General features: G+C 37.4%; 11 protein-coding genes. 3 read left to right on the forward strand and 8 right to left on the reverse strand.

Annotation, left to right across the window (positions count from 1 at the left end; genetic code table 11):
- Window positions 1-240: 240 nt before the first annotated feature.
- Together ACQV2R_RS07750 and ACQV2R_RS07755 are read left to right on the forward strand one after the other, a co-directional pair.
- Window positions 241-909: a prepilin peptidase gene (locus ACQV2R_RS07750; protein WP_428892056.1), complete on the forward strand. Its 669-nt coding sequence runs from the start codon at window positions 241-243 to the stop codon at window positions 907-909.
- Between the two features lie 454 nt (window positions 910-1,363).
- A complete protein-coding gene (locus ACQV2R_RS07755; protein ID WP_428874500.1) occupies window positions 1,364-1,507 on the forward strand; it encodes a hypothetical protein in 144 nt (47 codons plus the stop codon).
- A gap of 319 nt (window positions 1,508-1,826) precedes the next feature.
- On the opposite strand, the gene rpoC is transcribed toward ACQV2R_RS07755, so the two are convergent.
- From rpoC to ACQV2R_RS07780, 5 genes are all read right to left on the reverse strand, one after another.
- Complete coding sequence (rpoC, locus tag ACQV2R_RS07760; RefSeq protein ID WP_428874501.1) at window positions 1,827-5,453, reverse strand: DNA-directed RNA polymerase subunit beta'; 3,627 nt, start codon at window positions 5,451-5,453, stop codon at window positions 1,827-1,829.
- An 89-nt stretch (window positions 5,454-5,542) separates the two neighbouring features.
- Complete coding sequence (gene rpoB, locus ACQV2R_RS07765) at window positions 5,543-9,151, reverse strand: DNA-directed RNA polymerase subunit beta (RefSeq protein WP_428892057.1); 3,609 nt, start codon at window positions 9,149-9,151, stop codon at window positions 5,543-5,545.
- Window positions 9,152-9,521: 370 nt separating this feature from the next.
- Complete coding sequence (locus tag ACQV2R_RS07770) at window positions 9,522-10,187, reverse strand: potassium channel family protein (RefSeq protein ID WP_428874503.1); 666 nt, start codon at window positions 10,185-10,187, stop codon at window positions 9,522-9,524.
- A gap of 16 nt (window positions 10,188-10,203) precedes the next feature.
- Window positions 10,204-11,550, reverse strand: coding sequence for a TrkH family potassium uptake protein (locus ACQV2R_RS07775; RefSeq protein WP_428874504.1), 1,347 nt, complete (start codon window positions 11,548-11,550; stop codon window positions 10,204-10,206).
- Window positions 11,551-11,598: 48 nt separating this feature from the next.
- Complete coding sequence (locus tag ACQV2R_RS07780; protein ID WP_428876580.1) at window positions 11,599-12,219, reverse strand: class I SAM-dependent methyltransferase; 621 nt, start codon at window positions 12,217-12,219, stop codon at window positions 11,599-11,601.
- A 147-nt stretch (window positions 12,220-12,366) separates the two neighbouring features.
- Between ACQV2R_RS07780 and ACQV2R_RS07785 the strand changes: the two genes are divergently transcribed.
- Entirely contained in the window at window positions 12,367-12,990 is a 624-nt protein-coding gene (locus ACQV2R_RS07785) for a thioredoxin family protein (protein WP_428892058.1), read from the forward strand.
- Window positions 12,991-13,046: 56 nt separating this feature from the next.
- Here the strand turns inward: ACQV2R_RS07785 and ACQV2R_RS07790 are convergent, their stop codons facing one another.
- The 3 genes from ACQV2R_RS07790 to ACQV2R_RS07800 form a co-directional block, all read right to left on the reverse strand.
- Window positions 13,047-14,153, reverse strand: a complete 1,107-nt coding sequence (locus ACQV2R_RS07790; RefSeq protein WP_428892059.1) for a hypothetical protein — start codon at window positions 14,151-14,153, stop codon at window positions 13,047-13,049.
- Between the two features lie 21 nt (window positions 14,154-14,174).
- Window positions 14,175-15,176: a hypothetical protein gene (locus tag ACQV2R_RS07795; RefSeq protein WP_428892060.1), complete on the reverse strand. Its 1,002-nt coding sequence runs from the start codon at window positions 15,174-15,176 to the stop codon at window positions 14,175-14,177.
- A 939-nt stretch (window positions 15,177-16,115) separates the two neighbouring features.
- Window positions 16,116-16,531: LPXTG cell wall anchor domain-containing protein (locus ACQV2R_RS07800; protein ID WP_428876582.1), on the reverse strand; the 416-nt coding region annotated here is incomplete at its 5' end.

Raw genomic sequence — 16,531 nt, forward strand, 5'->3', positions numbered from 1 at the left:
TCAGTTTTCAATGAGCTTCGCTGCCATAAGTGACAACTTCTATATACTAGCATGGTTTAGACTTTTTGTCAAACCTTTTTGAAGATTTTTTGAGTTTTCTTCTAAATATCTGCTTTTTTACAAGATATTCGCTAGCAGGAATTACATTTTACTATCTTTTTTAATTTGTGTCAATAATTTTTAGCACTTTTTTTCTTTTTTACGTGTATTTAAGCCTATAACTTATAAAAGGAGTTAATGATGACTCATATACTGTACTTTTATATTGGATCTTGTATAGCGAGTTTTGTTTACTATCTTTCTTATTCCATTATAAATAAAAGCTTTAGTTGGAAAGCACGATCTTCTTGTGATCATTGTCAGCACAAACTCTACTTTTGGCAGTTATTTCCTTTGTTTTCATATTTATTACTGAAGGGGCATTGTTATTTTTGCTGTCGGAAAATAAGTGTCAATCACTTTTACTTTGAATTGTTTGGTGGACTCTGCTCTCTCTTCTTTTTTCTATTCACTACTTTTTCTTTTTTTAATCTGATTTTATTACTTATCTTTCTATTCATGACCTTCATGGATATACTTGATCAGTGGGTTCCTGATTTTCTACAACTTTCTTTTTTGACACTCGGATTACTCTATAATTATTCATATAATATTATTCCCTTTCAGTATTTTCTTATTTTCTGTCTTATCAGCTTTCTTCTTATAAGAACAGAACAGTCTTGGATGGGAGGTGCCGATTTAAAATTCATCTGTATTTCTCTATTGTTTATTCCCCTAGGCTCTATTCCTTACTTTTTATTTTTAGCAGCTTCACTTGGACTTTTGTATTGTTATCTTTCTAAAAGTAAAATAATTCCATTTATTCCTTTTTTAATATTTTCTTTTATAACTAGTTATGTTTTGATATGATGCATTGTAAAATTTAATGCAACACGAGTAAAAATAAAACTCATAACAAATTTAATTCATGTAAAATGTCATTACTATAAAACATACACATGAAAGAGATTGTTATGAGCCCTATATATTACCACGGATGATAGAAGTAAGACTTTTCCCAAATACCTTCTCCTTTAAGACATTCTATAATTGGATATATAAGGAGACTTTATCCGTTTCCTTGCAGGTGTTAAGGAGAAAAGGTCACTCTAAAAAAATGAAAGAAAAAAGAGAAAGATTTGATATCAACACTTCTGTTTAGAAAAGACCCAAAGTGGTGAAGAAGCGCACTGAATTTGGACACTGACAACTTGATATTCTAGTATCTTCTTGAGGAAAAAGCAAAGGATGTTTAGCTACTTTTGCAGAAAGGAAGACTCGTACCTATTTTGCGATAAAAACACCAGACAGAAGTAAACAATCTATGTTAGAAGCGCTTTATCAATTAACAAAATCCTTACCACAAGGAGCCTTTAAAACATTCACATCCGATAGAGGAAAAGAATTCGCTTGCTATGACGTAGTAGAGAGTAAGTTAGGGATAGGTTTTTACTTTGCCGATGCCTAGAGTGCATGGCAAAGAGGCACCAATGAAGGCAGCATGGCTTGCTAAGGGAATTCTTTCCTAAGAAAACGGATTTCGCACAGCTAAAGGATCAAGACTTGTTTAAAGCTATCTATAAAGTAAACGCTAGACCAAGGAAATGTCTAGCGTTTGAAGCACCCTTTGAACGTTATATTGAGAAATTGAATTTGTTAACAGAAGTGTCGTAATAATTATTGCAATATATCATATAAAAATACCCTTCAATTATGAAAAACTCCCCCTAAAATAGTTTTACTTTTGGGGGAGCAGTTCAATAATTGAAGGGTTTAATCTATTTTGTTTATTTCATTTGCTGTGGTTCCTCTGTTATCTCAGTTGGCATAGGAATAGTATCTTGAGTGGTTTGGATTTCCAAATCACGGTAGCTGTTCATTCCAGTACCAGCTGGAATTAATTTACCAATAATGACGTTTTCTTTTAGACCAATTAAGTAGTCACGGTCTCCACGAATGGCCGCATCGGTCAAGACACGTGTTGTCTCTTGGAAGGAAGCAGCTGAGATAAATGATTTTGTCTCAAGAGCAGCTTTAGTAATTCCAAGTAAGACGGGTCGAGCCGTAGCTGGTGTTTCCCCACTTGTAATGGTGTCTTTATTAGCCTTAGCAAAGTCTGCGATATCCATTAAGGCCCCTGGTAAAATAGATGTAGAAGCAGGGTCCATTACACGAACTTTACGTAACATTTGACGAGCCATCACCTCAACGTGTTTATCACCAATTTCTACCCCTTGGCCACGATATACGGCTTGAACTTCGCGCATAATGTATTTTTGGACCGTTAAGACGTCAGTAACTGCTAATAATTCTTTGGGATCGATTGATCCTTCTGTTAAGGCTTGACCACGTTCTACACGATCGCCTTCATTGACTTTAAGGCGAGCAGCATAAGCCACTTTATAAGTGCGGTTATCCGTAACTCCTGTAACGGTAATTTCTTTCAACCGCTCGCTTGATTTTTCTTCAATCGAAGTAACAACTCCGGCAACTTCCGTAATGGTTGCTTGTCCTTTTGGAACACGCGCTTCAAAAATTTCTTGAATACGTGGTAAACCTTGAGTAATATCACCACCACCGGCAACCCCTCCCGTATGGAAGGTACGCATGGTTAACTGAGTACCAGGCTCACCGATAGATTGAGCAGCGATTGTACCTACTGCTTCTCCAACTTCTACTTCTGATCCAGTCGCTAAGTTGCGTCCATAGCAATGTTTACATACACCATGGTCAGTATTACATGTAAAGACTGAACGAATAGTTACAGCTTCAATACCTGCTTTAATAATTTCTGCAGCCTTCTCATCTGTAATCAATTCTTGAGCCTTAACAATTTCTTCTCCAGTTTCTGGATGAATGACTGATTTATGTGCATAACGTCCTTGTAAACGTTCTTCTAGGGACTCAATAACCGAATTACCATCGGCAATTTCACGAATTTCAACTCCACGGTCTGTTCCACAATCTTCCTCACGGATAATGACATCTTGAGCGACATCAACTAATCGACGTGTTAAATAACCTGAGTCAGCGGTCTTCAAGGCCGTATCGGTCATCCCTTTACGCGCTCCGTGAGTGGAGATAAACATTTCCATAACGTTTAAGCCTTCACGGAAGTTGGATGTAATTGGTAATTCGATGATTTTCCCAGAAGGAGCCGCCATGTTTCCACGCATTCCGGCTAGCTGGGTAAAGTTAGAAATATTACCACGGGCACCAGAGTCAGACATCATAAAGATGGGGTTTAGACGTGGCAAGCTCTTTTGTAGATCCTTTTGAATCTGATCTTTGGCTTTTTCCCATGTACGAATAACATTTTCATAGCGCTCGTCTTCAGTTAGAAGTCCGCGTCGTCTCATTCGAGTAATCTCATCAACTTTGGCATGAGCTTTCTCTAAGATTTCTGCTTTACTATCTAAACTGAGAACATCCGCTACCCCTACGGTGATACCTGATTGCGTAGAATATTTATAACCCAAATCTTTCATCTTATCTAGCATAATTGATGTTTGAGTAATATGATAATGTTTAAAGACTTCAGCAATAATATTACCAAAATCTTTTTTCTTAAACGGTGACACAGGCTCCATCTGTTCAATAGCTTCTTTAACATTTACACCTGGTTCCAAGAAGTACTTATCAGGTGTTTGTTGCGTTAGGTTCTCATTTGATGGCTCATTTAAATATGGGAATTCATCTGGCATGATTTCGTTAAAGAATAATTTACCAATAGTTGTAACCATTAAACGTTCTCTTTGCCAGTCAGTGAAAGTTTTATTAGTGAAAGACTTAGCAGGAATCGCTACACGGGTATGTAAATGCACATAGCCATTTTGATATGCAATCTCTGCTTCTGAAATGGAGCTTAGAATCATTCCTTCGCCCACACGTCCCGGTTCTTCAATTGTTAAATAATAATTACCAAGCACCATGTCCTGTGAAGGTGTTGCAACTGGCTTACCGTCCTTAGGACTTAGGATGTTTTGTGCACCTAACATTAACAGACGGGCTTCAGCTTGAGCTTCTTCAGATAACGGTACGTGAACTGCCATTTGATCCCCATCAAAGTCAGCGTTATAAGCGTTACATACTAATGGGTGTAGACGAATTGCTTTCCCTTCAATTAAAACCGGTTCAAAAGCTTGAATACCTAATCGGTGAAGAGTAGGTGCTCGGTTAAGTAGTACGGGGTGTTCCTTAATAACATCTTCAATAACAGGCCAAATCGCATCATGTTGAACTTCAATCATACGTTTAGCATTTTTTACGTTGCTAGCTATTTCGCGTTCTACTAATTCTTTCATTACGAACGGTTTAAATAGTTCGATGGCCATTTCTTTTGGTATACCACATTGGTACATTTTTAAAGACGGTCCAACAACGATAACCGAACGACCAGAATAGTCCACACGTTTTCCTAAAAGATTTTGACGAAAACGTCCTTGTTTACCTTTAAGCATGTGAGAAAGAGATTTTAATGGACGATTACCAGGACCAGTAACAGCACGTCCACGACGACCATTATCAATCAAAGCATCTACTGCCTCTTGTAACATTCGTTTTTCGTTTTGCACAATAATATTTGGTGCACCTAAATCTAAAAGGCGTTTCAAACGATTGTTACGATTAATCACTCGACGGTAAAGATCATTTAAGTCAGAAGTTGCAAAGCGTCCTCCTTCCAACTGAACCATCGGTCTTAAATCAGGTGGTATAACTGGCAAAACATCCATAACCATCCATTCTGGTTTATTTCCTGATTCTTGGAAAGAATCCAAGATATCTAAACGACGAATCGCTCGCGTTCTTTTTTGTCCAGTCAACGTTTTAAGCTCTTCTCGTAAACCACTGATCTCAGCATCTACATCAACTGCATGTAGGAGTTCTTTAATCGCTTCTGCACCCATTTTGGCATAAAAACGGTTGCCGAACTCACGTTTTTTCTCACGATACTCTGTCTCAGTGAGTAATGATTTATATTCTAGACCCGTATCGCCTGGATCAATAACTATGTAAGAAGCAAAATAAATCACTTCTTCTAATAGTCTCGGGCTCATGTCAAGGATCAAGCCGATACGGCTTGGAATCCCTTTGAAATACCACACATGAGTAACTGGGGCTGCTAATTCTATATGCCCCATTCTTTCACGACGAACTTTAGCGCGAGTCACTTCCACGCCACAACGGTCACATACGCGACCTTTATAGCGAACACGTTTTAACTTCCCACAAGAACATTCCCAATCCTTGGTAGGACCAAAAATACGCTCGCAAAAGAGTCCATCTTTTTCGGGTTTTAAAGTTCGATAGTTGATGGTTTCTGGTTTTTTGACTTCCCCATAAGACCATGAACGAATTTTTTCTGGGGATGCGAGACCGATTTTCATGGAATCAAATTTATTAACATCTATCAAGGGGCCGACCTCCTTCTTGATTTAAGCTGGTGTTTCCACCAATTAATGGAGTGCCTTTTCTCCAATGGCTCCAAGGCATTTAGACATTACTAGTCCTCTTTAGTTGTATCTCCACTAGTAATTGAGGCTGAACTTTCATTAGTTTCACTTGTTTGAACGACGCTCTTTTCTTCAGCGGCTTTTTGATCTTCTTTATACTTCTCAAGCGCATTAAAGTTAATTACATCATCTTCATCGTCATCATCCAATAGTTCAATTTCTTTATCTTCAGCATCCAAGACTTTCAAGTCCAATCCTAAAGCTTGTAGTTCTTTAACTAATACACGGAAGGATTCTGGTACACCAGGTTTGGGAATAGCTTCTCCTTTGACAATGGCTTCATATGTCTTCACACGACCTACTACATCATCTGATTTATAAGTCAAGATTTCTTGTAAGGTATAAGCTGCACCATAGGCTTCTAAGGCCCAAACTTCCATCTCGCCAAAACGTTGTCCACCAAACTGTGCTTTACCTCCGAGCGGTTGTTGGGTTACTAATGAATATGGGCCCGTTGAGCGTGCATGCAGCTTGTCATCGACCATGTGTGCGAGTTTCAACATATACATGACACCGACTGAAACTTTTCGGTCAAATGGTTCTCCAGTACGACCGTCATATAGAGTTGTCTTAGCATCCGGTTCTAATCCGGCTTCTCTAACTGTTTCCCAAACCTCTTCTTCATTCGCCCCATCAAAGACAGGTGTAGCAAAATTAATACCTAATTGACGTCCGGCCATTCCTAAATGTAATTCAAAGACCTGTCCGATATTCATCCTTGAAGGCACCCCTAATGGGTTTAACATAATATCAACTGGTGTCCCATCAGGCATAAATGGCATATCTTCTTCCGGCATGATTAAAGAGACAACCCCTTTATTTCCATGACGTCCAGCCATCTTGTCACCGACTTGAATTTTACGTTTTTGAACAATATAAACACGAACCAATTTATTCACTCCTGGTGAAAGCTCGTCGCCATTTTCACGAGTGAATACCTTAACATCGTGCACAATTCCACCACCACCATGGGGAACTCTTAAGGAAGTGTCACGAACTTCACGTGCTTTTTCACCAAAAATAGCGTGTAAGAGGCGTTCTTCTGCTGTCAATTCAGTCACACCTTTTGGTGTGACTTTTCCGACTAGAATATCTCCATCGCGTACTTCCGCACCGACCATAATAATTCCATCTTTATCTAAATATTTGAGGGATTCCTCACTAACATTAGGGATTTCGCGCGTAATTTCTTCTGGTCCTAACTTAGTATCACGTGATTCTGATTCATATTCTTCAATATGAATAGAGGTATAGACATCGTCTTTAACTAGACGTTCAGACATGATGATGGCATCCTCGTAGTTATAACCATCCCAAGTCATAAAGGCTACCAATGGGTTTTGACCTAAGGCCATTTCACCGTTTTCCATCGAAGATCCATCTGCTAAAATTTCATTAGCATCAACTTGATCTCCAACAACAACAATTGGACGTTGGTTGTAACATGTTCCCGCATTGGAACGTGCAAATTTAGTTAAGCGGTATTCATCAACGGAACCATCTTCTAATTGCACACGAATACGTTCAGCATCCACATAGGTTACTCGACCTGGACGTCGGCAAATCAATGCCGCACCCGAGTCGTGAGCAGCTTTATACTCAATACCTGTTCCGATAATCGGTGCTTTGGGACGAATTAAAGGAACTGCTTGACGTTGCATGTTAGCTCCCATTAAAGCACGGTTGGAGTCATCGTTTTCTAAGAAAGGAATCGATGCCGTTGCTACTGCAACTACCTGTTTTGGTGAAACATCCATAAAATCGACTGTGTTAGTTTTGACCTCTAAGTTTTGGTCTTTATAACGAGCCATAACCGTGTCATTTTCAAAAGTACCATCTTCATTTAAACGAGAGTTAGCTTGAGCAATGATGTATAAATCTTCCTCATCTGCTGATAAATACGCAATTTCTTCTGTAACGGTCTTGTTAGCCTTATCCACTTTACGATAAGGTGTTTCAATGAAACCATAACGGTTTATTTTTGCATATGAAGATAAGGAGTTAATTAATCCAATGTTTGGACCTTCTGGTGTTTCAATTGGACACATACGACCGTAGTGAGAGTAGTGAACGTCACGCACTTCATAACCAGCGCGATCACGTGTTAACCCTCCCGGTCCTAAGGCAGAAAGACGACGCTTGTGAGTCAATTCACCCAATGGATTGGTTTGATCCATAAATTGTGATAATTGAGAAGAGCCAAAGAACTCTTTAATAGCCGCTACAACTGGACGAATATTAATTAACTGTTGCGGTGTCATTGTTGAGACATCTTGTAAGGACATTCTTTCACGGACTACTCTTTCCATACGCGATAAGCCAATACGGAATTGATTTTGCAGTAATTCACCGACTGAACGAATACGACGGTTGCCCAAATGATCAATATCATCTGTTGAGCCTACTTGTTCATTTAATAATAAATAGTAGTTCATTGACGCGATAATATCTGCTGGGGTTAAGTGATGCACTCCTTCAAGATTAGCGTTACCGACAATATTAATCACACGGTCCGAATCAAGAGGGGAGTATACTTTGACCACTTGCAAGTCAATCGGTTCACCAATCACACCATCTGGTGAAGGAGTATAAGTATAAACATTCAAACCATTATCTAAGTAAGGGATTAAACGTTCAATATCTCCTGCAGAAAGTTCAGTTCCTTCTGTGAAGAGTACTTCACCTGTTTCTGGGTCTGCCAAAGTTTCTGCGAGTGTCATTCCTAAAAGACGGTGCTTTAAGTGGAGTTTTTTATTAATCTTATAACGTCCAACTGGCGCTAAATCATAACGTCTTGGATCAAAGAAACGAGCCGTTAATAAGTTACGTGAAGAATCTGCTGTCTTCGGCTCACCAGGACGTAGGCGTTCATAAATATCTTTCAAAGCTTCTTCAGCACGGGAGTCAGAAATGTTTTTATGGACATCTTTAGCTAAAGTGTCATTCAATAGGGTGGTTTCAGATAAGATTTCAACAATCTCGTCATCTTCGCCAAAACCAAGTGCACGAATTAAGGCTGTAATTGGCAATTTACGTGTCCGGTCAATTCTGACATAGGCAATTCCTTTAGCATCCGTTTCAAATTCTAGCCAAGCTCCTCGGTTAGGAATAACGGTTGAAGCAAAAGTATGTCTTGATTTTTTGTCTACTTTATCATGGAAGTAGACACCTGGAGAACGTACTAATTGTGAAACAATAACACGTTCTGCCCCATTAATGATGAAGGTTCCCATATCCGTCATAATTGGGAAATCGCCAAAGAATACTTCTTGTTCTTTTACTTCACCAGATTCCTTATTAACTAAGCGCAAATTAACATAGATTGGTTTAGAGTAGTTGGCATCGTGGGAACGAGCTTCCTCTACTGTATATTTAGCCTCTTGAAATGAGTAATCATGGAAATAAAGTTCTAAATTTTCTGTATGATCGACGATTGGCGAGATATCTTGGAACATGGTCTTTAATCCTTCTTCTAAAAACCATTGATAGGAATCGGTTTGGATTTCAATCAAGTTTGGTAATTCCAAAACCTCATCAATTCGTGCATAACTACGACGTTCTGCTTTTTTACCATATTTCACGATATGATGCTGACTCAAACAATTCACCCCTCTTTAATATTACGTAGCGAATGGTGATTCTTCTGGGCTTGCTTTAACTATCGACCGGCAGATTACAATATGTTTACAAATATTATAATTTGATAACAAAATACTTTTTGTCCTTTTTAAGGGCAAAAAAAAGACAAAAGAATTGATTTTAATCGCCTAAGCTTCCTCAATCTTTTGTTTACTCTGCCAAAATCGCCGACCGGACAATATTTCGGTGCCATTTTGAATTCAATGTTCACGCTATGCGTTATTCAATATTACACTTATTTTTTATCAAAGTCAAGACTTTCTTTCTCAGACTTTAAAAGCAAAAGACCACTCGAATTAAATTAGCAAGTGGTCTTATAAATATAAAATCTTAAATTTCTTTTTCTAATAAAACTTTCGCATTATTGGTGTTGGTTAAGCCGACAAAGAGGTCGCTTTCTTCAATAATAAAGTCTGGATTGACGTTAATATCAAATCCTTCTTCAATACGAGACTTAATCGCAATCAAATTAATATCATAACGGCTTCTAAAATTTATTTCTTCAATCGTCTTCCCTATCCAATTCTTACGAGCGGTAAATTCAACAATGTGGCTCTGAGCGTCTAATTGAATTAAATCGAGTACCGAATCATTGGTCAGTTCATTACCAATCCGAATCCCCATATCTGTTTCGGGTAAAATAACGCGATCAACGCCTAATTTCAAAAGCACTTCTTTATACTCTTCTTTGCGCGTTTTTGCGATAATGGTCGGTACTTCTAACTTTTGCAAAGATAATAAGGTAGTAATCGTATTATCAAACTTTGAAGAGGAGGCAATAATTGCCATTTGTGCTTCACCAACTCCGGCTTCTTTTAATACTTCATACTTGGTAAAGTCACCTTGTACAGCTACTTCCACCTTACTAGCAATAGCTTCAACTAGCTCCATATCGCGATCAATCACGATTACTTGCTTGTGGTTTTCCGCTAAAGTTTTGGCTAAGGATGTTCCGAATAATCCGAGACCTAAAACTGCTGTGATTTCTTTTTTCATGAAAGTTTCTCCCTTTCTATCCTATCATCAAGTTACCATGCGGGTATTTAATCTTTGATGGCTTTCTTCCCATACTCGCTGACCAAAAAATAGTTAACAACCCGATTCGACCAATAAACATCATAAAAATTAAAACGGTTTTACCAATACCAGTTAAATTAGGGGTTAAACCCATACTTAAACCAACTGTTGAAAAGCAAGAGACAACTTCTACTACTACATATTCGATGCCGAATCCTGGAGGAATTGTTTCTGTTATTAACAAGATCATGGTGACAAAGGTAATTAAGCTTAAGCCTGAAATTAAAATAAAGATGGCCTTCAAAATAGCTCCTTCAGGGATGGTACGCTTAAAGATAACCGATCCTCTACGACGAATAGCTGAAGAAGAAAAAATTAAAAGACTTGCTAAAGTAGTGGTCTTAACCCCACCCCCGGTGGATCCCGAAGAAGCGCCTAGAAACATTAAGACAATGGTTAAGAAAATGCCGGCAGATGATAAAGCGGTATAGTCCACATTCGAAAAGCCAGCGGTTCGTGGTGTCACCGCTAGAAAAAGATAGTTTACAAGTCTAATAAAGAAGGGTTGGTCCTTAAACAAAGGACTAGGTTGTTCAGTTAGAGCGAATAATACTGTTCCTAAAAGGAGTAAAATAGCCGTTGTAGTCAAAACTATTTTAGTATGCCACAATAATTTACGATTGCGATAAAAGGTTAGCAAATCTCGCCAAACAATGAAACCTAATCCACCAATGATAATCAAACCCATACAAGTTAGGAGAACTAAAGGATTGTCTTGGAAACCAATCATAGAATCTCCCAACAAATCAAAACCGGCATTACAAAAGGCGGACACACTATGAAAGATGGCATAATAAGTTCCTTTTAACCAGCCAAAGCGTGGAATAAAGTCAATTCCTAATAAAGCCGCCCCAATAATCTGTACAATCAAAGAGAATTGGATGATATAGCTCAAAAGATTTCTAACTTCAGAAATATCGGAGATATTTAAAGATTCAAGTAAAACTTTATGCAGTCTTAGATTTATTTGCTTGCCCATATAGATAAAAACGGTAACCCATAAGGTCATAAATCCAAGTCCACCAATTTCAATTAAAACTAGAATAATCGTTCGTCCAAAATAATTCCAATGGTCTGTAGTGTTAACTGTTACATTTCCCGTTACACAAACAGCTGAAACAGCTGTAAACCAAGCATCAATTAGCTTCGTCCATTCACCTGATCGACTAGCTAAAGGAGTGGCTAATAGTATTCCTCCAATAAAGGAAATCACGACAAACGTCAGCACAATATAAATAGGAGCTGAAATCTGAGTAACATAATTTTTAACTTTATCGAACAAATAAACGCTTCCCCTCTAATCAATAATGACTTTTTAAAACCAATGTGTTTAATCTTGAAACAACTTGATGGATTGTAAAATCCAATAGCCTTTAGAGCGATCGATTTCACTGACATTACCAAATGTTTCTTCCATAAACTTTTTCATACTGGGTGCCCCTTGTTTTTTCTGGATAACCAGCCATAACTGTCCTTCCTCTTTTAGTGCTTGATAGGCTTGGGTCACAAATTGCTGAACAATAGTCTTACCAGCTCGAATAGGTGGATTAGTTAAAACATAATCATAAATTGGCTCGAAATTATGAGTGACAACATCTGCTTGTATAAAATCCAGATTTGTCACTCGATTCAATCGCATATTTTCCTTAGCTAATGCCAAGGCTCGCTGATTAACTTCCAAACCCAACACTTGAAGTGACTGCGATTGATCAGCAATGGCAACCGAAATTGGCCCATAACCTGAGCCTAACTCCAATAGTTGGCCGGAATTTATACTTTGATTAAGCTTTAAAAAATTTTCTATCAAGAGGCGCGAACCAAAGTCCACTCTACCTTTGGAAAAAACTCCCGCATCGGTAGAAAACTGATAACTTTGGTGAAAAAGCTGTGCTTCAATATAACGTTCATCATGACTGCTTTGTGGTTGCTGACTATAATAATGATCGGACATAAATACACCCCTTGCTTGAATCGATCTCATATATCTTAACATTATTGCTAAAAAAGTGATATAATTTAATTATTATCATGCTTAAGTAATTAAATATTTTCTATAAGAGTTAAACCATTACTAAGCTTTTTAGAAAGGAAGTTTACAGTGAAATTATTAAATAAAAAATTGTTCCTACTAATGTCAGTCTGTTTCTTACTAACTGCTTGCCAACTAAATGATTCTAAAATAGACAAACAAGAAAATCCAATCACAAATCAAAAAAGCAAGATTGAAAAAAGCGACTACATTGGAGAAGATGGTCAAGTTTCTTTTAAGGAAGACCTTATTCTTTTAAACTTAGATAAAGAAATGAAAGAAAAAGTCTATAAAGAGCTAGACAAGATTGAAAAATATGCCGGTGAAGTAAGTATCGCCCCTTTAAAGATGTCTAACCTTTCTAAAATAGAAGGTCAAACTGCTTATGAAGCAGTTATCGAAGATTCTAAAAATGAAGCCAAACTAATCTATGTAGGTTTTGATTCTTGTCCATATTGTCGTGTTTTTCTACCTAAGTTAAATCAATTAGCTAAAGAAATGAACCTAAATTATCATTATTATAATACCGATGAGCGAATGGAGGATGATAATTTCCGTGATGTTGTCGATAATTTCTTTGAAATTTCCACGGTTCCCCAACTGCTCATTGTTAAAGATGGTAAAGTAGACAGTAAATTGGAAAACTCCAATTCAATGGCTGACTTAGAAAAATTCCTTCTAAAGCTTAATTAATTAAGCTATTTAAAAATCGCCCTCATCTAAATTGAGGGCGATTTTTTAACCAATCTCTAATTTTCCATCGTTGTTTCTTCTGAGTCTTCTAAATAACTTTCCATCTCTTCACTTGATTCTTCTTCTATTTCAAGAGGAGTCATGGTCACTTCTTTTTCAGTATCAGATATTACTTCTTCTGAGAATGTAAACTCACCAGGAAAAGCCTCTTCCACAGCCATTTGAATTTCATCGATAAACTCACCGGTTAATTCATCAGCTTTAACGATATATTGATATTCTTCACGATCAGCTTCATATTGAACTTCAAAGGTTGCTTCATCGTAAGTTACCGCCTGCGTTTCAGTTCCTGGTCGAATTCCTAAAATGATATCGAATTTATCGTCCACTTTGATCATTTCTCCAGCAACAAAAAGATCCGGATAAATCAGTAATTGCTTCTCTAAGTATTCCTCCGCTGCTTCTTCTGTTTCAAATTCACTCGAAATATAGAATAAAATGTAGCGTCCTTTTTCTTCAACATCTTCTGCATAGGTCACTCGAACCAAAATAAAGTCTTCATCAATGATTTCTTTTTCAGCAATAAAGCGGTCTTTTGTCGCCTCATCTTCTTCAATCAATTGAATAAAATCATCCGCTTCTGACTCTTCTTTGAAGACATTAGCATTAAAAGTAATGAATTCTCCCTCAAATAAGTCAATCTCTTCTTCTACTTCCGTCTCTTCTTCCATTTCAATACTTGTTTCTGGTATCTCAATCACTTCAATATCTTCTGGTCGATTGGAAGGCTGTGGGCGACTTGGAATATAAGGTTGAGTTGGTCTAGGGTTTGGATTAGGTTGGGGCTGGCTAGCAACCGTTGTTACAGTCGTTTCTGTAGTTTGAACAGTTGTTTCTTTTGGGCTTTCAACTGTAGTGTTAGCAACAGTTGTTTCTTTCTCTTCAGACTCACCGCTACCATTGTTAGGCTTAGTTGTAGTTTCATTTTGAGGTTTACTAGGTGCAATCGTAGACTCCTGTGGTGCAGGCTGATTTCCTTCGTTTGCGGGTGGGGTTTGCTCAGTGTCCGGCTTATTTTCAGTGTCATCCTGAGCAAAAATTGTCCCCACGCATCCAAACGTTAAAACGGAAACTACTAAAAGATTAATAAGTTTATTCTTCATTCTATTTTCTTCCTTTCTTATTTAGCGACGAAAACCTAAAACTATTAAGATAATTCCTAAGAGTACTAAAACTGCTACTGCTCCTATGGTCACGATAGAAACGTTATCTTCAGAGATTCCTAAATTCATTAATTTTTCCTTTAAGTTAATCTGTGTCAGATACGCATTAATTTTGGTGTTGAATTGAGAAAATAGATTTCCTGCCATGTTTGAGCCGTTATCATCACTTTCTACACTCGCTTGCCGCTCAGATAAAGGTAGTTGGCGAAGTGTCACTAACGTTTTGCCATTTTCTTCTACACTTTCAAAACTGAATTCACCAGGAAAACGCTCTTCTATCGCTTGACGATAGGGGTCATCACCATTCGATTCTAGTTCATACTGATAAGGTTCTCTTTGATCATAGTACTCAATTTCTTGCTTAGCTGTATCGATACCAAAGCCATCTGCATTGGCATTAACTTTCAAAGCAAAAGCCAGATCATATCCATCACCTTGTGATGCCAATTCACCTTTTTCAAACAAATCAGGATAATATAATAGATGTTTATCTAAGACTTCTTGGGCTTGACTTTGATCGGCAATATTGACTGGAAAATATAAAACAATCAGTTGACCATCTTCTTTAGCACTGTCACGATAATTAGCTGAAAGTAAAAAGCGACTCTCTTCAGAGACATCCTCTAAAATTATCTGATCATTCAGACTTGCATCATTCTTTACATAATTGGCAAAGTTATCTAGTGATTCTTGATTTTCAAACTCATTAAGGGGATAAATAACAATATCCGTTTCAAACAAACCTTGTTCCATTGCTTTATTAGATGCTCTTTCCTCATTCTCACCAACGGATGATTCGTCGTCAGAATTAGTAGATTCTTCTACTTTCTTTAAATCTGACGGAAGGGCAGGTCTTGGAATGAAAGGATCAGAAGTTGCTTCTACCATCAAGTTAGAACCAATTGAGAAGCTGAACAGAAACCCTATTAACAGACAATAAAAAAAACTTTTTTTCTTATGCATAAACCGAACTCCTCTAAATTTATTAACTACATTATATCAGTCTTAGATCTTTTTTAATAATGGAAACTTTGAATTTATAAAAAAAGAGACCTTAACAAAGTCCCAAACAATCAGTCCCAATAATCCGAATGCAAGGTAGTTTCATAAAGGGGTCATAAGCAAGTTTTTGCCTATACTATTCAAACAGCTTGCAATCGCAAGGGGGTGGATATTAGCTTATAGTGTCTACTCTAGAAATACCCACTATACGCAAGTATTTCGATTACTATTTAAAAAGATTACTCTTTTTAATCCCACTCATCTCATTGCAGAGGTGAGCTATAAAACGGCCACCATCGTTCAATTTCTTTTAAACCAATCCACCATACCAGTTTTTCCTTATACGCGACCAAGAAGTAAACCCGAGCATAGAGAGTGTATCTATGATGAATACTATGACTGTTATTTAGATGAAAAAATGGGGTCTATCATTCTACGACCACTAATCAAAAAGGCTATCGAGAGTACAAAGCCTCTCGTCAAGATCAGGAGAACAATCAAAATAAATGTGTAATTAGCCGACATGTGTGGCAAAAAGCCCTTGAAAGGTGTGAGGATATCAGGTATTCAGAGGGTATGCGTGCTCTTTATAAAGAATCCAAAGAGTCCGCTGACAGAATATTCGGCACTGCTAAAGAACATCATGGCTTTCGATAGACGCATTTTATTGGAAAAAGCTTGATGGAATTTAAAGCAGGGCTCACTTTTACTTGTTTAAACATGAAGAAATTGGCAAATATACTAGAGATGAAGAGCTAGAAAGGCTTCGGTTTTTTATTTTACAGGAAACTTTTAAGACAAATAAAGACAAACCCTTCCTTGAGAGTTACTCAAATAGGGTTTGTCTTCAATCTGAGAGCAAAATTATCTTGCTCTTTTAAATAGCTGCTATTAAATTAACTATGCTTCTTCACGTTTCTTAGCAACTAAGCCTAATCCTGCTAATACAGATAATGCTGCTGCACCATAAATTGCGAAGGTTGAACCTTCACCAGTTTGTGGTAATTCAGATTTTTCTTTTTTATTTTCTACTGGCTTTGGATTTTTTGGTTTTTCATCTGCAGGTTTTTCATCTGCAGGTTTTTCAGTTACCATAAATGTCATAGTTTCTTCATCATATGACCATACTAACTCACCTAAACCAAAGCGAGCAACATAGTCATGGAAGTATTTTTCAGCTTCTTTCATAGATGCAGCTTCATATTCAGATGTAATGTTAGTATCAGATGTTTTTAGAACTAATTTAAATGTATATAATTTAGGTGCTTTTTCATCTGTTGCCATGAATGTCATTGTATCAAAATCATATGACCATT

The organism is Facklamia sp. P12937, from assembly GCF_050409505.1.
Lineage (GTDB): Bacteria > Bacillota > Bacilli > Lactobacillales > Aerococcaceae > Facklamia.